Source organism: Ruegeria sp. CE8 (genome assembly GCF_056537465.1).
Map to the genome: position 1 here is coordinate 28,248 of NZ_JBQFRP010000019.1, position 18,517 is coordinate 46,764.

Here is an 18,517-nt window from a genome sequence, read left to right on the forward strand (position 1 = left end):
TTATTTGACGTCAAAGCCGCACTAGCAAGGTTCCGACATGAACTGGATCACAAACTACGTCCGCCCACGGATCAACTCGATCTTCTCGCGCCGCGAAGTGCCTGAAAACCTTTGGCACAAATGCGATGAATGCGGAACGATGCTGTTTCATCGCGAACTGGCGGAAAACCAGAATGTCTGCACCCAGTGCGGGCACCATATGGCGATCACGCCGCGCGAACGGTTCCAGCACCTGTTCGACGGTGGCATCTTCACCGAAGTGGCGGTGCCCGCTCCTAAGGACGATCCTCTGCAGTTCCGTGATCAGAAGAAGTATCCGGATCGGATGAAGGCAGCGCAGAAAAAGACGGGCGAGAAAGAGGCAATGCTTGTTGCCAAAGGTGAAATCGGGCGTACCCCGATCGTCGCCGCCGCTCAGGACTTTTCGTTCATGGGCGGATCGATGGGCATGTATGTCGGCAACGCCATCATTGCGGCCGCGCAAGAGGCGGTTAAGTTGAAACGCCCGCTGATCTTGTTCTCGGCGGCCGGTGGCGCGCGGATGCAGGAAGGGATCCTGAGCCTGATGCAGATGCCGCGTACGACCGTGGCGGTGGAAATGCTTAAAGAGGCGAATCTGCCTTACATCGTCGTGCTCACGCACCCGACCACAGGTGGTGTGACGGCCTCTTACGCAATGTTGGGCGATGTCCATATCTCGGAACCCAACGCCCTGATCTGCTTTGCCGGCCCGCGCGTGATCGAGCAGACCATCCGTGAGAAACTGCCCGAAGGGTTCCAGCGCGCGGAATATCTGCTGGATCATGGTATGTTGGACCGCGTGACCAAGCGCACCGAAATGCGTGACGAATTGGTCACCATCACGCGCATGCTGATGAACCAGCCTCCGGCCGTCAAAGGCGATCTGCCTGCGCCAGAGCCCGAGGACGTAAAAGCCGAAGCTCCGGCTGAAGTTGCGGAAGAGAAATGACCACCCAGACATCAGACGTCATCCTTGATCGGATGATGGCGCTGCACCCCAAGATCATTGACCTGACCTTGGACCGCGTTTGGCGTTTGCTGGCCGCCTTGGGTAATCCGCAGGACAAGCTGCCCCCGGTGATCCATATCGCTGGTACGAACGGCAAAGGCTCGACACAGGCGATGATCCGTGCGGGTCTGGAGGGGGCAGTGCTGTCTGCGCACGCCTATACCTCGCCGCATCTGGCACGGTTTCATGAGCGTATTTGCTTGGCCGGCGAGTTGATTTCCGAGCCCGATCTGACGGCGGTGTTGGATGAATGCTATGCCGCCAATGGTGGTGAGAACATCACCTATTTCGAGATCACGACCTGTGCGGCCTTGCTGGCGTTCGCACGGTCGAAGGCCGATTTTACCTTGCTCGAGGTCGGGTTGGGCGGTCGGTTGGACGCTACCAACGTCATTCACGAACCGGCGGTGACGGTCATCACTCCGGTCTCCATCGACCATGAACAATTCTTGGGAAACACGTTGGGCAAGATCGCGGCGGAAAAGGCCGGAATCATAAAGCCCGGCGTACCCTGCATCGTTGGGCCACAGCAGGACGAAGCGCTGGAGGTTATCGAGTACACCGCAGCGCGTCTGGGCGCGCCGTTGCTGGTGCATGGTCAGCACTGGCACGTCACCGAGGAAAATGGTCGGCTGGTCTATCAGGACGAAACGGGCCTGCGCGATCTACCCTTACCCAACCTTCTGGGCGCACATCAGATCCAGAATGCTGGGGCTGCGCTGGCCGTATTGCGCCACCTGAACCTTGGGGACGACGCATACGAGGCCGCTGTGACCAAGGCCGAATGGCCCGCTCGCATGCAGCGCCTGAAAACCGGACCGTTGGTCGAACAGGCCCCAAAGGCCGAGCTGTGGCTGGATGGTGGGCACAACGCGGCTGCAGGGCATGCGTTGGCCGATCTGCTGTCAAAACTACCCGAACGCCCGACCCATATGATCTGTGGGATGCTGAACACAAAAGATGTCACCGGGTATCTTGCCCCGTTGGCAACGCAGGCGCAAAGCCTAACGGGCGTGTCTATCCCGGGCGAAGCGAATACACTGACCGCAGAAGATACGGCCGATGCAGCCGCTCAGGTCGGACTGACGGCGTCTACGGCCGGCACTGTTTCAGAGGCTCTGAAAGCCATCACCGAAAAAGACCCGCTGGCACGGGTTCTGATCTGTGGTTCACTGTATCTGGCCGGAAACATCCTGCGCGAAAACGGGTAGGGCGGGGCGTTACTGGCCCCAATGCTGATCCTGCATCTCACGTAGACGCGAAGCCGTACGTTCGAATTCGAACGTTCCTTCGCCTTCGACATACAGCATTTCAGGTTCGGCGGCGGCGGAACAGATCAACCGGACCTTCGCCTCATATAGAGCGTCGATCAGTGTGACGAAGCGTTTGGCTTCGTTGAAGTTGTTCCGGGACAGGCGTGGGATGTCCTCCAACACCAATACTTTGACCTCTTCGGCTACGGCAAGGTAATCCGCCGGCCCCAACATTCGCCCGCAGAGGTCGTAAAAGCTGGCACGGGCCACGCCGTTGCGGAAGGCAGGCAGCTCTACCGCGCGCCCGTTGACTTGCAGGATCAGTGGTTCGGCCTTGCCCCCTGCCAGATCGTTCCAAACGCTGCGGATGCTCTCGCGCGCTTCCGGCCCGATTGGCGTAAAATAAACCGGAGCGCCCTCCAACCGGTTCTGCCGGTAATCGGTCGGCGAGACCAGTTCCCACACTTCCAACTGTTCTTTGATATGCGCGATGAAGGGCAGGAAAAGCTGCCGGTTTAGTCCGTCCTTGTACAAGTCGTCCGGGTGGCGATTTGATGTCGTGACCACCACGACTCCGCCGTCATGCAACAGATCAAACAGACGGCCAACGATCATCGCGTCGGTGATGTCGGTGATCTGCATTTCGTCAAACGCCAACACTCGCACCGACTTCACAACCGAGGCGGCGACGGGGGCTAATGCATCCTCTACCCCATCCTTGCGAGCCTTGTGCATACCTGCGTGGATTTCTTGCATGAAGGCATGAAAATGCACACGTCGGGCCGGGATTTCGCCAAGCGAGTCGACGAACATATCCATCAGCATAGATTTTCCACGCCCGACTCCGCCCCATAAGTACAGGCCTTTTGGCGGCGGTGGCGCCTTGCGGAACAACCCGCGTTTCACAGGTTGCGCCAAAGCGGCTCGGATACGTTCAAAATGGGGAAGAACGGCCTCTTGCGCGTCGTCTCTGGTCAGGATGCCTTCGGCGACCTGCGTATCATATAGCGAAATCAAACCCGTCATGTTTCGAGGCATAGCGTTCGGCTTGACCGTTGAAAAGTGGCCATTTCCTGGACGCATCAATTTTGCTTATCCGTGACCGCAAAACTCCTGAATTGACGCGCGACTCAAACGGGGTAACTTCTGGCCTCTCAACGTCCGAGGTCACAATGCCCCAATACGCCCGCCTGCTTAACCCAATCCTGATCGTCGGGTGTATCATCATTACGGTCAGCTTTGCAGTGCGCGCGTCTTTTGGCGTGTTCCAGATTCCAATTGCGGATGAATTTGGCTGGCTGCGCACGGATTTTTCGATGGCGATTGCGATCCAGAATCTTGCATGGGGCATTGGGCAACCGATTTTCGGTGCGATTGCCGAAAAAGTCGGCGACCGTCGCGCTATTGTTCTGGGGGCGCTGACCTATGCCGCCGGTATGGTGCTATCGGCGTGGTCGGTCACGCCGTTCGAACACCAGATGTATGCCTGGCTGGTCGGTTTCGGTATCGCAGGGACAGGGTTCGGTGTGGTCCTTGCCGTGGTCGGTCGGGCCTCGTCGGATGAGAACCGCTCCATGTCGTTGGCGATCGTCACGGCAGCGGGCAGTTTCGGGCAGGTCCTTGGCGCTCCTGCCGCCGAGTGGATGTTGAGTTTTATGCCATGGCAGCAGGTGTTCATCGTGTTTGCCATCGCAATTCTGGCGCTTGTTCTGACGCTTCCTTTCATGCGTGCACCACAGGCAGCCAGTAAGGTGGAAATCGAAGAGAGCATGGGGGAAATCCTGACCAGGGCTTTCCGCGACCCCTCTTATACGCTTATCTTTCTGGGCTTTTTCAGCTGCGGCTATCAACTCGGATTTATTACGGCCCATTTTCCTGCATTCGTAACCGAGATGTGCGGACCCATCGAACCCGGTGGCATGCTGCATTCGATTGGCATCACGACCACTTCGGCGCTGGGGGCTGTGTCGATCTCTTTGATCGGGATGGCAAACATAGCTGGCACGCTGCTGGCAGGTTGGGCCGGGAACCACTTCCCGAAGAAATACCTGTTGGCAACGGTTTACACCTTGCGCACAGTTGCGGCAGCGGCCTTCATAGTGTTCCCGATCACGCCGCTGTCGGTGATCGTGTTTTCGCTGATCATGGGCTCGCTCTGGCTGGCAACTGTGCCGTTAACATCGGGGCTGGTCGCGCATCTTTATGGATTGCGCTACATGGGCACGCTGTACGGGATCATCTTCCTCAGCCACCAAATTGGCAGCTTCCTCGGCGTCTGGCTGGGCGGGCGTATGTACGACCAGTACGGAGACTACACCATGGTCTGGTGGATCGGCGTCGCCATTGGGGCATTTAGCGCCATTGTTCACTTGCCCATTCGCGAGAACCGTACGACGGTGGTCGCAGCCTGAGTTAAACGGCCTCCTCCGGCGTCAGAAGACATTCTTTCACGAGGCGGTCTGCCCATCCCTGAGGCCCGGTGAAGTGGTGCGTTTGCCAGCCGCGCGCCCGGGCTGTTTCGATGTTGTCGATCCTGTCATCGGTAAACAGAAGGGCCTCGGGTGGCAGACCGCAATCGGCCTCGACCATTTCGTAGATCGGAACGTGGGGCTTCACGGTTTGCATCCGGCCTGAGACGTATTGTTTGTCGAATTCGTTGAGGAAGGGATAGACCGTGGTTGCATAGTCAAAGTTTTGCACTCCGAAATTGGTAAGGGCAAAAACCGGTACGCCGTTCGCCCGCAAAGCGCGTTGCAACCGAACCGAATGCGGAATTTCCGGTGCGGCAAGTTCGATCCACTTATCGTGCCACATGCGGATTTCATCGCGCCACTCGGGGTATTTCTCGGCCCAGTTGTAGATCGTATCGGTGAAGTGATGTCCCTGATCGACCAGGTCATTCATCCCGTGCAGATCAACTTCCCGGAACATGGCGCGGCGACGATCTTCCCCTATGACCCGGTCATAGTAGCGCTCGGGTTGCCATTCGATCAGCACGTTCCCAATGTCAAAAATCACGGCCTCTACCGACATGTGTGCACCTGTTTCTTCAATCTCTGATTGACCGGACTGCACCAATCTCAACAGCATTAATCAAGGCCCGACCGCAGCGCGCAGCGCTGCCTGGCCCAACCGGAGAAGGCGCATCTTCGATGCGACTTTGGCGGGCGGGAGCACTAACCCCGCTGCGCTGCCCTCAATTCCCGTTCCAAAGCATCCAGAAATCGGGACCGATCAGCCTTGCCGAACGGTTTGCCGCCGCCGCCGGCGCCTAGCGGGTTGGCGGCGCGCAGATCAGCCATCAGGTCGCGCATCGCCAGCTGTTGCCCGATATTTGTTGCCGTAAACACCTCGCCGTTGGGGCGCAGGACACGTGCCCCGGCCTCAACACATTTTGCGGCCAACGGGATATCCGATGTGACCACAACATCCCCGTGACCGCAGCGTTCAGCGATCCATTTGTCCGCTTCATCCGCGCCCTCTGATACAATCACGACTTGTACCAGAGGGTTTGCCGATGGCCGAAGCCCACCGTTCGAGACCAGGGCCATCGGGATCTTGTGCCGTGTGGCAACACGTTCGGCCTCGGCCTTCACCGGGCAGGCATCACCATCGACATAAAGAGTCGTCACGCTTTCTTGGCCTCTTTTTTGGCTGGTTCTGGCGCCTTTTTGCGGACCTTGAACTCTTCAGGGATCGGCATCCGGTTAAACGCGTCCAGACCTGCGATTTTATAGGCTTCAGCCAGGGTCGGATAGTTGAACGTGTTCTGCACGAAGTAGTCCACGGTGCCCTTCAGGTTCAGAACGGCCTGAGCGATATGGATCAATTCCGTTGCGCCTTCACCCACGATCTGCACGCCCAGCACCCGGCGGGTTTTGAGTGAAAACAGCATCTTCAGCATGCCATGTTCCAGCCCCATGATATGTCCGCGAGAGGTTTCGCGGAACCGGGCCACGCCGACCTCGTAAGGAATGCCGCGCTCCTGCAACTCTTCCTCGGACATTCCGCAGGTAGAAATCTCGGGCACCGAATAGATGCCGTAAGGGTACCAGGGACTTTCCGGCAGGGTCGGGGTTTCCAGCGCGTGACAAGCCGCAACACGACCCTGTTGCAGTGAAGTGGACGCCAAAGACGGGTGCCCGATCACATCCCCGGTCGCATAGATATGCGGTACGGCGGTTTGGTATGTCTTTCGGTCTACGTTGATCCGATTGCGGTGGTCGGTTTCCAAACCGACGGCTTCCAGATTCAATGCCGACGTCGCGCCCATGCGGCCAGCGGCAAACAGCAGCATCTCGGCCCGGACATGGCGGCCATTTTCAAGTGTCACCTCAACGTGGCTGCCTGCGTCTTCGATCTTTTCCACGGCCGATCCAAGCCGCAGGTCCACGCCGTTTTCGCGGATCTGATGGGTGAAATCGTGGATCAACCGGCTGTCGATGAAGTCAAGGAACGTATCCCGTGGTTCGATCAGCGTCACCCGCACATCCAGCGCCGAGAACATGGTGGCATATTCCACGCCAATAACTCCGGCACCAATCACGACCAGCGAGCGTGGAATTTCCGCCATTTCCAGAAAGTCATCGCCGTCCACAACAGTTTTGCCATTGAATGGTACATAATCCGGGCGGTATGTTTTAGTGCCTGTGGCGATCAGGAACTTCGCCGCCGTCAGACGTGTGGTTTCGCCTGCATCGGTGGCAACTTCGACCTCATGCGGGCCGATAAACTTGGCCAGCCCGTTCAACGTTTCCACGTGGTTTCGGTTGAACTGGTGCTCCAATACATCGACTTCGTGGTCCAGCGTCATGTGCAGACGGGCCTTCAGATCCTCGGCGCGGATCTGGTCCTTGACCCTGTAGGAACGGCCATAAAAGCTGCGCTCACGCCAGCCCGACAGGTTCAGCACCGTTTCGCGCAGGGTCTTGGACGGAATGGTGCCGGTATGCACCGACACGCCGCCCAACCTGTCCTTGCGGTCGATTACCAGAACACGGCGTTTCAGTTTGCCCGCCTGAATCGCTGCCGCCCGCCCCGAAGGGCCAGACCCAATGATGATCAGGTCATAGTCGTACTTGCTCATGCCTCAGTCCCCGTACAACGCTTCGGCGTGGAATGTGATGTGGTCTTCCATAAAGGTCGACACGAAGAAATAGGAGTGGTCATAGCCCGGCTGCAGACGGAACGTTGCCTGCTGGCGACGTTCGGCAATCGCCTGCGCCAGAGTCTCGGGGCGCAGCAGGTCGATGAACTGGTCATTTGCGCCTGTGTCGATCAGCACTGGGCCGTCGAAGCCCTTTTCCCTCATCAGTACCGAAGAGTCATGCTTGTTCCAAACGGACTGATCATCGCCCAGATAGGCGCTCAGTTGCTTGCGACCCCAATCCGCACCAGTGGGGTTGGAAATCGGCGCAAAAGCGGACACGGACCGGAACCGCCCCGGCAGGCTCAAGGCCAGTGTCAACGCTCCGTGGCCGCCCATCGAATGGCCGGTGATGGCCTGACGGTCTCCGTCGATGGCAAAGTTCTCGAGCAGCAGCGCAGGCAGTTCCTCAGCCACGTAGTCCCACATGTTGAAATGCGGAGCCCAAGGCTCTTGCGTTGCGTTCACATAGAACCCGGCGCCCTGACCCAGATCGTAATCTTCGTGATCAGAAACTCCTTCACCACGCGGCGACGTGTCAGGAAATACCACGGCAATGCCTTGCTCTGCCGCCCATGCCTGAGCACCTGCCTTGGTCATAGCGTTTTCATGGGTGCAGGTCAGTCCGGACAGATACCAAAGGACCGGCACCGGACCGTCCTTGGCCTCAGCTGGCAGGAACAGGCCAAAAGTCATGTCGCATTTGCACGCGGTCGAGGCGTGACGGTAGACACCCTGAACGCCTCCAAAACATGCATTTTCCGAAATGGTTTCCATCTGGTTTTGTCCTTACGTTGGGTTTGCGCCATGGCTATCCTTACACGGCCAATACGTAAAGACTGAGTGCCTTGCCCGTGGCTATTTTTCACAAGCTGGCGATCAGGGTGTACCCACCCAAGCTATGACGAGCGGCACCGTCAGGATGCTTGCGGCTGTTGACAACAGGATTGCGGCGGACGCTCTATGCGGAGCGACGCCGTAGTGCGCAGCCAGCATGTAGACATTGCCCGCCACCGGCAACGCAGCGGCGGCGATGGCGACGGACGCTGGGAACGTGGCCACTGGTAAAAGCCAGAGCAGAACGATGGCGACGCAAACCGGGTGAATAACCAGTTTGCAAAAACTCAGCCATCCGGCGATCTGAACGCGTTCGGCGGATTTGCTGGCCAGAGACGCGCCGATCGCGAACAGTGCACCCGGCGTGGCTGCGCCACCCAAAATCGTTAGAAAATCGTTCAGCGGGGCCGGGACAGGGACTTGGAATGCAGACCAGAGCAGACCTGCAGAAATCGAAACGATCATTGGGTTCTTGAGCAGACCGATCCCGATCAGGCGAAAAGTTGCGGGCGTCAACCGACCATCGCGCCCACCGTTGATCAGGATGACGATCAGGGATGAAAAAACCACCAGATCGACAGTCAGAACCAGCATCACCGGGCCAATGGCCGCTTCGGTAAACAACAGCGCCAGCATAGGCAGGCCCAGAAATCCAACGTTGCCGATTGCGGCGCATTGCGCCTCGACAGCAGCAGTTGGGATGTCGAGCCGCCGTATCCAGGCGACAAGAGTGGCCAGCGCATACACGGCTGCGGTGCCAATTAGGTACCCCACGACCAACCGGGCGTTGAAAATCTCGGCAAAGGGCAGGGTGGCGGCAAATCGAAACAGCATCGCCGACAGGGCAAAGTAAAAAACGAACTTGGTCAGATAGGCGGTGGCTTCTTCCGAGAAGAACCGGCTGCGCCCGGCCCAGTATCCCAGGCCGATGATCGCGAAAAAGGGCAATGTGCGCAGGAAGATATCGACCATGCCCTGAGTGGTAGCACGGATTTTGCGGGCCGCAAGTCCAGCCTGCCCGGTCGCATCATTTTGATGTCTCGATTGGAGATTTCGTTGGGTCTCACAAGGGAAAACCCAGCGTAAATCCAGTTGTCGCTCTCAATGGATGTGTGCGAATCGTTGTATCTGAACTGAACGGTTTATACATTTGTCATCCATACAACCCAAGGAGAGCACATGACCGAAGCGACCGCCATCCTACGTACAGGCCGAAAATTTGATCAGGTACTGCGCGGAGCCCGAGAGGTTTTCATGGCGGACGGTTTCGAAGGCGCAAGCGTCGATGATATTGCGCGCGCCGCAGGGGTCTCCAAGGCAACGCTTTACAGCTATTTCCCGGATAAACGCCTGTTGTTCATGGAGGTCGCCCAGGTCGAGTGCAAACGGATGGCCGAGAACGTCGTCGCCATGGTCGACGATTGCAAGCCAGCACGCGAAGTCCTGATGATTGCCGCGACGGAACTCACCGCATTTTTGGTTTCGGATTTCTCGCAACAAATGTTCCGTATCTGCATTGCTGAACGCAGCCGGTTTCCAGAGCTTGGTCAGACTTTCTATGAAGCCGGTCCACAGAATGGCCAGCGCAAGATGGTCGAGTATCTGGAGAAGGCGGTCAACAAGGGCGAACTGGCAATCGACGATCTTCAGATGGCGGCCGAGCAGTTTAGCGAACTGTGTAAGGTCAGAATCTGGACCCGTGCCGCAATCGGAGTCCAGAAGAGCTTTTCCAAGGCGGAAATCGACGAAATTGCATTACAGGCAGTCGATATGTTCATGGCTCGTTACGGTGTCTGAACAACAAAACTTCGCAGCGGTTTGCGGGATATCGGCCTGCATCTGAGCCCGTCACCGGCAACCGGCCACGGGCTCGACCATTCACTCGATAAAGGTCTTGGCCAGCCGGTCGCTGATCGGTTGCGACAGGTAACTGATCACCGCTCGCTCGCCGGTATTCACGAACAGATCTGCAGGCATTCCCGGCACCAGCTCCAGTTCGGCAACTTCCGTGGGCTGATCGGAGTCCAGTTTTACCCGAGCCTTGAAATATGGCTCGCCCGTGCGATCGTCCTCCAGCGCGTCGGCTGAGATGTCAAAGATCCGGCCACTGGCCTCGGGTACATCGGCTTGCGCGAAGGCTGACAAGCGAATGCGCGTCGTTTGACCAATGTGCAACTTGTCTATGTCCCCGGTTTTGATCCGCGCCTCGACGATCAAAGCCTGATCAGCCGGCACGATATCCATGATCGGTTCGCCCGGTCGAATGACGCCCCCGGTTGTGGACACGGCCAGATTAACGACCCGCCCACTGGTTGGCGCCAATACATGCGTTCGTTTCAGGCGCTCGGATGCGCCCTTGAATTGAGACTGGATCAAATCAAGTTGGGCGTCGACCACAGCCAGTTCTCCGGCAATCACCTCCTCGCGCAGCTTTTGCTGACTGATCAAAGCCAGCTGCATTTCCCGTACCTGATCCTCCGCCTGAGCAATCTGGGTGCGTAGCGATGCGTCAACGCCACCCAGACGTTCCAGCTCGATCTGTCGCGCGCTGACCCGCGTCACGGCAACCAGCCCTTTGGCCAGCAAGGACTGAAGGTTGGAGAGTTCGACCTGGGTAATACCGATCTGGTTTTGAGTGGCACTGCGTTGTTCGTTCAGCCCGGCGATCTGGTTGCGCAGACCCTGAATGCGCTGCGCGTTGATCTGCGCTTCTGTTCGTCTGGCGCGGGCTTCGGCGTCGAACAGCTGTTTTTGCGTCAGGTACGGGGACACCCAATGCAGGCGGTCCATGCCATCCCAGAAACCTGCCAGAGCCATGGGTTCGTCGAACTGTTCGTTCCCGCTCATTTGCGCCAACAAACGCGCGCGGCGCACGGACAATTCACCCAACTGGCTGCCCAGAACGCTCAGGTCTACGTCGATTTCCGTGCTGTCGAGCCGCACGAGGGGCTGCCCCGCCTGTACGAACTCACCGTCCGCCACAAGGATCGAGTCAATTATGCCGCCATCCAGGTGCTCGACCGTTTTGCGATCACCCTCGACCACGAAAGAGGCGGGCGCAACCACGGCTCCATCCAGTTTGGAGGTGACAGCCCAGTAAACGCTGCCCCCGACAAAGGCCGTCAGTGTAAGAAGTCCGAACAGAACATAGCGTTTGATCCCTGAAGAATTGTCCGGGATTTCCACGAATTCTGCGTCGCGCACGGTAAAGGAGTTGAGGGGATGAGAGAGTTGGATCATCTGTGTCATTGGGTGGCTCCGGTGATCTGAGTTGCTTTGGCCGGGCGAAATGCGGGTTGTTTCGCATCAGGTTGCGCTGGATTGTTCAACACATTGCGGCGATTGACCTTTAGAACGTCGTCCTTATCTCCGAACTGCGTCTGGGACCCCTTGCGCAGAACCATGACCTTGTTGGCAACCTGTAAAGTCGCCGGACGGTGGGTCATGACAATGGTGATCGCGCCGCGTGCCTGAGCTGCAATAATCGCGTCACTCAGGGCCTGTTCACCTTCGGCGTCCAGATCCGAGTTTGGTTCATCCAGGATTAGAACAAACGGATCGCCGTAAAGTGCCCTGGCCAGCGCCAGCCGCTGACGTTGACCACCGGACAAAAAGAAACTGCGACCGATACGGGTGTCATATCCGTCCGGTAAGCTGCTGATCATCTCGTGCACTCCGGCTTCGCGGGCGGCGCGCAGGACTTCGGTGTCGTCGATTGAAATGGAAAACCGCCCGATGTTTTCACGGATCGTGCCGTCGAACAGTTCGACATCCTGCGGAAGGTATCCGATCTGCTTGCCGAGATCTTCTTGATTCCATTTGGACATTGGAGTGCCGTCCAGCAAAACTTCGCCCCTTTGCGGGTGCCAGATACCCGTCAGCATCTTGCCCAGCGTGGTCTTGCCCGAGCCACTGTGCCCGATGACGGCCAGCACGTCCCCGGGCGTCAGACTAAAGTCGATCCCGCGGAGCGAGGCATTTATGGCGCGCGGTGGTCCAGCCTGTGCAATCCTGACGTCCAATGACTTGAACGCGCGTGGCAGGTGTAGGTTGGGTGGCGCCTCGCCAAACTCTTCAGTCAGCTTTTTCAACTTGGAATAAGAGCCGCGCGCAGCCAGAAATGTACGCCACTGGCCGATCAGTTGGTCGATCGGTGCCAGGGCGCGGGCAAGAATGATGGTGGCGGCAATCATGACGCCAGCGGTGGTTTCACCGGTGATGGCAAGCGCTGCACCAAGGCCCAGAATGGCTGATTGCAAACCCATCCGAACGGTCTTGGACATAACTGAAAAGCTGGCGACCTGATCGGCAGCCCGGGTTTTGTGCTGATGTGCGTCGGCCTGGAGCGACGCCCAGCGTCGCCGCAGATCTGCTTCCATGCCAAGCGCATGGACCAGTTCGGCGTGTTTGTCGCTTGTACTGAAAAGAGCGTCCGAACGTCCGCGCGCCTGTGAAGCCAATTGCATGGGAGGGCGGACACGGGCGTTGTTGATCAGCGCCATGACCGTCAGCGTCAGCGCTCCGACCAATCCAAGCAGGCCCAGATAGGGGTGCAGAACAAAAAGTGTCAAAAGATACACCGGAATCCACGGTGCATCGAAAAAAGCTGTCAGAGTGGTGCCCGAAATGAACTCGCGAAAGCCGTTCACGTCCTCAACAAGGTTTTCTCCGGCTTCGCTTTCTCCTTGCACACGGCGGCGCATAGCAGCGCCAAGGACCGGAGCGCCGACGCTGAGTTCAAAGCGGGCGGCCAGACGGCCAAGAATGCGCATGCGTGTCAGGTCAAGGCAGGCGACAACGACGAACACGCCGGCCAGCAGAAGGGACAAGGCGATCAGCGTATCGACATTCTGGCTGGTCAGAACACGGTCATAGACCTGCAGCATGTAAAGTGGTCCGGCCAGCATTAGAAGGTTCAGAAACAAGTTGAAAAAGGCCACCGCGACAAAGCCCTTGCGCAGCGAGCCCCAGGCGGTTTTGACGGGATTGGCTATATGGAACATCAGGGAACCCTTTCCGGTTGGGCAAACGGGGCAGTCCAGGCCGCCCCGCTGTCGATCGGTTAGACGATGAAGTCGTTTTCGTTCAGGTCAGCGACATCGATGCCGGCCAGGCGGATCGACCCGGCGTCGCCAAAGCTGATCACAGCGTCCTCACCATCCTGAACGGCGTTCTGTTCACCGTCGAATTCCGGACCCAGATCGCCGACCTGGATTCTGTCCACGCCAGTTTCGAAGTCCGTGACGGTGTCGTCGCCAAACGTGCCCTGGAACAGGAAGGTGTCTGCACCTGCGCCACCGATCAGGACATCATTGCCGCCCTCACCGTTCAGCAGATCGTCGCCATCTCCTCCGTTCAGGACATTTTTCAGACCGCTCCCGACGATCACGTCACCATCGTTTGAGCCGATGACGTTTTCGATCGAGAACAGAATGTCGGTTTCTACCTGGTTCTCGACCACGTCTTGCCCGATGACGCCGGTGCCATCGGTGGCATCGGCATCCAGCGTCGCGCCCGCATCCACCAGCGTGTCCTGCACAACCGGGCCATTTGCCCCGGTAGGTGCATTGTGCAGATGGATGGCTGATACAACACCGGGGATCGGCGTGTTCAGATCGGCTTCGTTCAGACCGACGACGCTCAGCTCGCTGGAATAGGTGACTTGGCCTGTTGCAAGGTTGTGGGTGATGACAACAGTAGCGTTTCCGGTGGCGGCGCTGTCCGATGTCGGTCCAGGCTCTTGCGCCGCATCCAGACCGCCGCTCAAGGACACGGTGCGGACGCCATTCTCGGTCACGTCGCTATCGACAAGCAGCTGCCCACGGATTTCCCCGGCAGGGAAATCTTCGGTGTGGATGTTGTAGTACAAGTTGCCCTGAACTGCTTGTTCAACAAATGCAGCGCCGTCGGCGATGTTCGACCCGAACTGGTCCGGCGCGGCGACGACCGCATCCACGATTGATACGTTGAAGCCAGTGTCACGTACTGCGGTTCCGTTGCCATTGGCATCAAGACGGACCTCAACCGTGACATCCTGATCCGAGAAGTCGGCCGTGTCAGTGCCTTCGCCACCGTCGATGAAGTCATTGCCCAGACCGCCGGTCAGGACATTGTCCGCATCTCCCGCGATCAGAACGTCGTCACCAGCGCCACCGTTGATGTCACCATTGGTGGTCCCAAAGTCGACAAAGATGTCTTCACCATCGCTAAGCAGAACGTTGCCATTGATGACGCCTTCATCGTCATTGACGATTGTCACCGTACCGGCTTCCGAAGCGTCGATCGCATTGACCGTGCCGCGGATTTCACCTTCGTTCAGGATCGCTCCCAGCAGGTTCAAACCCCCGTCCACGCGGACGCCCGCAGCAGCATCCGAGTCCTCGGAACCGGCGATCAGGCCTTCGTTGACGACAACGCCAGCAAAGGACGCATCGTCTTGGCTGCTGAACAGGCGCAGACCGTCGCCGACCTGGTTGCCTTCAACGGCGTCGCCACGGCCTTGCAGGACCCCTTCGTTCAAGATCGCAGCTGATACAACGTCACCCGACACATCACCGGTTTGCAAAGAAACCGCTGAGCCGTTGTTACCCTCGCCTGCATCGACCAGACCGGTGTTGGTAAAGGTGTAGTTATCGGCGGTGCCATCGGCATAAACGGTGCCATTCCGCTGGTCGCCGGTGCCAAGGATCGTTCCCGAGTTTTCAACTACGAGGCCATCGCCATCGATGTTCAGCGCGCGGCTGCCCGAAGACACAAGGCCTTCGTTCACGAACGAACCGCCAGCGTGATCACCGGTGCCGAAGTAGACACCGTTTTGAACGCCTGAGATGATCCCCGCGTTGGTGAGTGTGCCCTGGAAGTTCACCCCGTTGACCACGCGTACCCCAGCCACGCTTCCGTTGGCGCCTTCCGACGCAATTTCGCCGGTGTTGGTAATCGTTGCATCGGTCGTGCCGGCGTTGCCTACATTTCCAATACGCACTCCATCGCCAGCCTGCGACGTGGCAGCACCCGCGTTGCCGCGGCCCTGAATGACGCCCGTGTTGTCGAGCCTGAACGTGTTCGCGCCGTCCGCTGCCTCGCCGATTTCGGCGCCAAAGCCCGAACCCTGGTTCCAGTCGCCAGCGTCGATCCGGCCCGAATTGACGACCGCAAAGTCGTCCGCCGTGCCGTCCGCGTAGGCCGTTCCATTGCGCTGATCGCCGGTGCCCAGAATGGACCCTTCGTTTTCAATCTGCAGGCCGGCGCCGTCTATGTTCAGAGCGCGGCTGTCCGAAGACACGGTGCCTCGGTTTACAAACGAACCGCCAGTATGGTCACCGGTGCCGAAGTAAACGCCGTTCTGAACGCCTGCGAAAACACCGGTCGCTTCGTTGATCAGCTCGCCCTGGAAATTGACGTTGTTGACTGCGCGAAACGCGCCAACGGTTCCGTTTGCACCTTCTGATGTGACCGAGCCGCTATTTGTGATCGTGCCTTCGAACAGGGCAGAGCCAAATCCTCCGCCTTCAAGCCGTGCACCTTCCAACCGGATGCCATCGCCCGCGGTGCCCAACCCTGCACCTGCGTTCCCACGCCCCGAAATGGTGCCGGCGTTCTGGACCTCGACCTCGCCATTGCCATCTTCGGCCAACGACAACGAGATACCCGCACCGTCATTGTGCTCGCTCGCGTCAATCGAGCCTGTCGCAAGGTTGTTGATCGAGAAATCTCTGGCGGTGTCATCCGCATACACAGTTCCGTTGCGTTGATCACCGGTGCCCAGGATGTCACCGCCATTGATCAGATCAACGCCTGAGCCGTCGATGTTCACGGCTCGGCTGCCGGATTGGATGGTGCCGAAGTTCAGCACATCCAGGTCATGCTCGCCATCGCCGATATACAGGCCATTTCGAGGACCTTCGATCACGCCGGTCGAGGTGTTCAGGATCTCGCCATCGGTGTTTGCGCCGTCCGCGATGCGGATCCCAGCGGCGGTGCCCTGATTGCTTTCGGTTGAGATCAGGCCGCTGTTGACGATTTCGGTTTCCAGAATGGTGCCATCAGCGCCATTGTCGATGCGGATACCATCACCAGCCAGACCGGTGTTCGCCGCCGCTTGACCACGGCCTTGAATTGTTGCGCCGAAACCGTTGAAAACGTCTGTTTCAACGCGATCACCAACCTCGTCACCGATCTGCAGAGAGATACCGGCACCCTGGTTGCCTTCGCCCGCATCAATCGTGCCGCCCGAAAAGTTCGAAATCGAAATGTCTTCGGCCGTGCTGTTGGTGTAGATCGTACCGTTACGTTGATCACCGGTCCCGATGATGTCACCGAAGTTGCGCACATCGATGCCCTGACCCTGAATATCCACGGCACGGCTGTCCGAGCTGATCACTCCGCCACGAAAGTTGTCCAGACTGCCCGAGCTGCCTGCTCCGGCAAACTGGACACCGTTAAATTCACCGGCGATCTCGCCGAAGTTGCGTACAGCGGCGCTGCCGGTGACCTGAATACCGGTGGCCAAAGCGTCCAAGCCGCTATTGGCCTCGATCCGGCCAGAACGGAAGTTAAAGACATCGACGTCCTCGCCCTGTGCCTGAACGGCTGCAACGGCGTTGTTGGTAACGATCTCTCCAAAGTTCAGCAGGCGGGAAGAGTCGTTTGCCAGAACAAAAGCCGGGGTGTCATCCAACACCGTGCTTTGAAAGAAGTTGTTGAAAAGGGTTTGGCCGTCACGTGTTGTCTCTTGCGCCAATGTAGACGTGGTCAAGAGACGAGAGCGCAGGCTTGTCAGAAGTTGGGACAGCATGAGGTACTCCGTCAAAAATTGTTACGTTTGGCAGCCCGCCCGTTTGTCTGGGCGTTCCACGTAACAAAGGGGTAGAGGGCACCCCGGGTCCGCTGAAATTCATCCTGCAAATCGGAGCTATAACCAATGCGAATACTCACGATCTTCGTGAGAACTGACATGTTTACATGCCGAAAAATCATCGCGTTACGGCGTCATGACCTTTCGCGAACTTCTATTCGCATGCGCCGGTTGACAGTTTTGTCAGTGGAATTGATCTCGATTTCCTGCAGCCGGGCCTGCTTTGCGGTATGAAGAGAGCGGCTTTGGGCCGTCATTTGAACGACCGCAGAGAGATTGAGCGGATGAATTTCAGGGATTTGGAATACGTGCTTGCCATTGCAAAGCATGGCCAGTTCAGTCAGGCGGCGGTTGCTTGCAACGTTTCGCAGCCCGCGTTGTCGAACCAGATCAAGAAGCTGGAACAGGAACTGGGTGTCGAATTGTTCCTGCGGCTCAACAACGAAGTGCGCCCAACCGCGTTTGGTCAGCGTATTCTGCGGATCGCTGACAGCATCCTTTCGGACGCTCAGAAAATTCGCGATACGGCGACCGAGTTTCGCGATCCTGAGGCCGTTCCTTTCCGGATCGGCATGACGCCAACCCTGGCGCCTTATTTGACGCAGTATTTCTCTGAACTGTTCAGCGATCTCTTCCCGCGCATGCGTGTTACGATGATAGAGGACCTTCCGCAGAATATGCTGGATATGGTCGAGGACCACCGGCTGGATCTGGCTTTGGTTGCTCAGGTCAATAACAGCGCGGCCTTGGATTTCACATCGATCTGGACCGAGCCGCTGTTTCTGGCCCTGCGCGAAGGGCACCCGTTATGTACTCTGCCGTCTATCGCGCCCGAGGACGTGCCACCACATGACTTCATCCGGCTTCCTCACAGCTTTGGCTATGAGCTTGAGGATCGGTTGCCCAAAGCCGATCCGGCGTTCCGGGTCAGCAAGCGGTTTGATCTGAGCGCTTTGAGATTTGAGACGATCTGCCGACATATCTGCCACTCGGACGATTGTACCATCGTTTCAGCATTGGCGGCAGAACAGTTCAAACGGGACAAGTGGCCGATATGCTTTATCCCTTTTGACGCCCCTGGCCACCTGCGCAATCTTGGTGCAGCCACCCGCCCCGGATGCCCGAGGCGACCCTTGCTGAACCGTATCGGCGCGTATATTCGGGGCAACCCTCCGGTCGGTGTGACGCCTACCTTCACCCAGTAGCGCGTTACCCCCGGATTTGTTTGCTTGTCGTTCCTGTATGGGGCATGCGAAAGGCCGCATCCCGTCGTTGATTCCGCGAATTGTTCAGGCTCTCAAAGTGAGTTGACAATGGATTTTGTATTTTGGATACATTGAGCACAGATTTCGCGGCGATGAGAGTCGTCTTTGATTGCTTGGCAAATAAAAGCAACG

The 18,517-nt window shown here is 58.0% G+C and carries 14 protein-coding genes; 5 read left to right on the forward strand and 9 right to left on the reverse strand.

The genetic code is table 11. The features are described from left to right. Positions 1 to 37: 37 nt before the first annotated feature. Positions 38 to 970, forward strand: coding sequence for an acetyl-CoA carboxylase, carboxyltransferase subunit beta (gene accD / locus ACR0AA_RS22155; protein WP_480666017.1), 933 nt, complete (start codon positions 38 to 40; stop codon positions 968 to 970). Then, on the forward strand, positions 967 to 2,241 hold the full coding sequence (locus ACR0AA_RS22160) for a bifunctional folylpolyglutamate synthase/dihydrofolate synthase (RefSeq protein ID WP_480757474.1): 1,275 nt from the start codon (positions 967 to 969) through the stop codon (positions 2,239 to 2,241). Before accD ends, ACR0AA_RS22160 begins: the two co-directional genes overlap by 4 nt. A gap of 9 nt (positions 2,242 to 2,250) precedes the next feature. Here ACR0AA_RS22160 and zapE read toward each other — a convergent pair whose 3' ends face one another. Next, positions 2,251 to 3,309 (reverse strand): cell division protein ZapE, encoded by a 1,059-nt coding sequence (gene zapE, locus ACR0AA_RS22165; RefSeq protein WP_480666019.1) that lies wholly within the window; start codon positions 3,307 to 3,309, stop codon positions 2,251 to 2,253. A 146-nt stretch (positions 3,310 to 3,455) separates the two neighbouring features. Here zapE and ACR0AA_RS22170 point away from each other — a divergent pair, with 146 nt between their 5' ends. Next, a complete protein-coding gene (locus ACR0AA_RS22170; RefSeq protein WP_480666020.1) occupies positions 3,456 to 4,694 on the forward strand; it encodes an MFS transporter in 1,239 nt (412 codons plus the stop codon). Position 4,695: 1 nt separating this feature from the next. Here ACR0AA_RS22170 and ACR0AA_RS22175 read toward each other — a convergent pair whose 3' ends face one another. The 5 genes from ACR0AA_RS22175 to ACR0AA_RS22195 all read right to left on the reverse strand — a co-directional run bounded on the left by ACR0AA_RS22175 (position 4,696) and on the right by ACR0AA_RS22195 (position 9,238). Next, positions 4,696 to 5,316 carry an HAD family hydrolase gene (locus ACR0AA_RS22175; RefSeq protein ID WP_480666021.1) on the reverse strand — a complete coding sequence of 207 codons (621 nt, stop codon included), beginning with the start codon at positions 5,314 to 5,316 and terminating at the stop codon, positions 4,696 to 4,698. Between the two features lie 143 nt (positions 5,317 to 5,459). Then, complete coding sequence (locus tag ACR0AA_RS22180; protein ID WP_480666022.1) at positions 5,460 to 5,915, reverse strand: YaiI/YqxD family protein; 456 nt, start codon at positions 5,913 to 5,915, stop codon at positions 5,460 to 5,462. Further along, the gene (gene sthA, locus ACR0AA_RS22185; protein ID WP_480666023.1) at positions 5,912 to 7,369 is read right to left on the reverse strand and encodes a Si-specific NAD(P)(+) transhydrogenase; all 1,458 of its coding nucleotides are present in this window, start codon (positions 7,367 to 7,369) and stop codon (positions 5,912 to 5,914) included. Before sthA ends, ACR0AA_RS22180 begins: the two co-directional genes overlap by 4 nt. Positions 7,370 to 7,372: 3 nt before the next feature. Continuing rightward, on the reverse strand, positions 7,373 to 8,206 hold the full coding sequence (gene fghA / locus ACR0AA_RS22190; protein ID WP_480666024.1) for an S-formylglutathione hydrolase: 834 nt from the start codon (positions 8,204 to 8,206) through the stop codon (positions 7,373 to 7,375). Between the two features lie 102 nt (positions 8,207 to 8,308). Beyond that, positions 8,309 to 9,238 carry an AEC family transporter gene (locus ACR0AA_RS22195; RefSeq protein WP_480666025.1) on the reverse strand — a complete coding sequence of 310 codons (930 nt, stop codon included), beginning with the start codon at positions 9,236 to 9,238 and terminating at the stop codon, positions 8,309 to 8,311. A gap of 207 nt (positions 9,239 to 9,445) precedes the next feature. Between ACR0AA_RS22195 and ACR0AA_RS22200 the strand changes: the two genes are divergently transcribed. Continuing rightward, positions 9,446 to 10,063: a TetR/AcrR family transcriptional regulator gene (locus ACR0AA_RS22200; protein ID WP_480666026.1), complete on the forward strand. Its 618-nt coding sequence runs from the start codon at positions 9,446 to 9,448 to the stop codon at positions 10,061 to 10,063. Between the two features lie 81 nt (positions 10,064 to 10,144). On the opposite strand, the gene ACR0AA_RS22205 is transcribed toward ACR0AA_RS22200, so the two are convergent. From ACR0AA_RS22205 to ACR0AA_RS22215, 3 genes are read right to left on the reverse strand one after another with little or no spacing between them, the layout of a single operon-like run. Beyond that, a complete protein-coding gene (locus ACR0AA_RS22205; RefSeq protein WP_480757484.1) occupies positions 10,145 to 11,515 on the reverse strand; it encodes an HlyD family type I secretion periplasmic adaptor subunit in 1,371 nt (456 codons plus the stop codon). Continuing rightward, the gene (locus ACR0AA_RS22210) at positions 11,512 to 13,269 is read right to left on the reverse strand and encodes a type I secretion system permease/ATPase (RefSeq protein WP_480757487.1); all 1,758 of its coding nucleotides are present in this window, start codon (positions 13,267 to 13,269) and stop codon (positions 11,512 to 11,514) included. The genes ACR0AA_RS22205 and ACR0AA_RS22210 overlap by 4 nt, the downstream gene beginning before the upstream one ends. 59 nt (positions 13,270 to 13,328) lie before the next feature. Then, positions 13,329 to 17,060, reverse strand: coding sequence for a beta strand repeat-containing protein (locus tag ACR0AA_RS22215; RefSeq protein WP_480757489.1), 3,732 nt, complete (start codon positions 17,058 to 17,060; stop codon positions 13,329 to 13,331). A 344-nt stretch (positions 17,061 to 17,404) separates the two neighbouring features. Between ACR0AA_RS22215 and ACR0AA_RS22220 the strand changes: the two genes are divergently transcribed. Further along, a complete protein-coding gene (locus ACR0AA_RS22220; protein WP_480666030.1) occupies positions 17,405 to 18,325 on the forward strand; it encodes a LysR family transcriptional regulator in 921 nt (306 codons plus the stop codon). The last annotated feature ends 192 nt before the right edge of the window (positions 18,326 to 18,517 follow it).

Coding starts and splice junctions, on each gene's coding strand:
- ACR0AA_RS22210 (WP_480757487.1), bottom strand. CDS start 13,269: ATGTTCCATATAGCCAATCCCGTCAAAACCGCCTGGGGCTCGCTGCGC.
- accD (WP_480666017.1), top strand. CDS start 38: ATGAACTGGATCACAAACTACGTCCGCCCACGGATCAACTCGATCTTC.
- ACR0AA_RS22200 (WP_480666026.1), top strand. CDS start 9,446: ATGACCGAAGCGACCGCCATCCTACGTACAGGCCGAAAATTTGATCAG.
- sthA (WP_480666023.1), bottom strand. CDS start 7,369: ATGAGCAAGTACGACTATGACCTGATCATCATTGGGTCTGGCCCTTCG.
- ACR0AA_RS22170 (WP_480666020.1), top strand. CDS start 3,456: ATGCCCCAATACGCCCGCCTGCTTAACCCAATCCTGATCGTCGGGTGT.
- zapE (WP_480666019.1), bottom strand. CDS start 3,309: ATGACGGGTTTGATTTCGCTATATGATACGCAGGTCGCCGAAGGCATC.
- fghA (WP_480666024.1), bottom strand. CDS start 8,206: ATGGAAACCATTTCGGAAAATGCATGTTTTGGAGGCGTTCAGGGTGTC.
- ACR0AA_RS22175 (WP_480666021.1), bottom strand. CDS start 5,316: ATGTCGGTAGAGGCCGTGATTTTTGACATTGGGAACGTGCTGATCGAA.
- ACR0AA_RS22205 (WP_480757484.1), bottom strand. CDS start 11,515: ATGACACAGATGATCCAACTCTCTCATCCCCTCAACTCCTTTACCGTG.
- ACR0AA_RS22160 (WP_480757474.1), top strand. CDS start 967: ATGACCACCCAGACATCAGACGTCATCCTTGATCGGATGATGGCGCTG.
- ACR0AA_RS22195 (WP_480666025.1), bottom strand. CDS start 9,238: ATGGTCGATATCTTCCTGCGCACATTGCCCTTTTTCGCGATCATCGGC.
- ACR0AA_RS22220 (WP_480666030.1), top strand. CDS start 17,405: ATGAATTTCAGGGATTTGGAATACGTGCTTGCCATTGCAAAGCATGGC.
- ACR0AA_RS22215 (WP_480757489.1), bottom strand. CDS start 17,060: ATGCTGTCCCAACTTCTGACAAGCCTGCGCTCTCGTCTCTTGACCACG.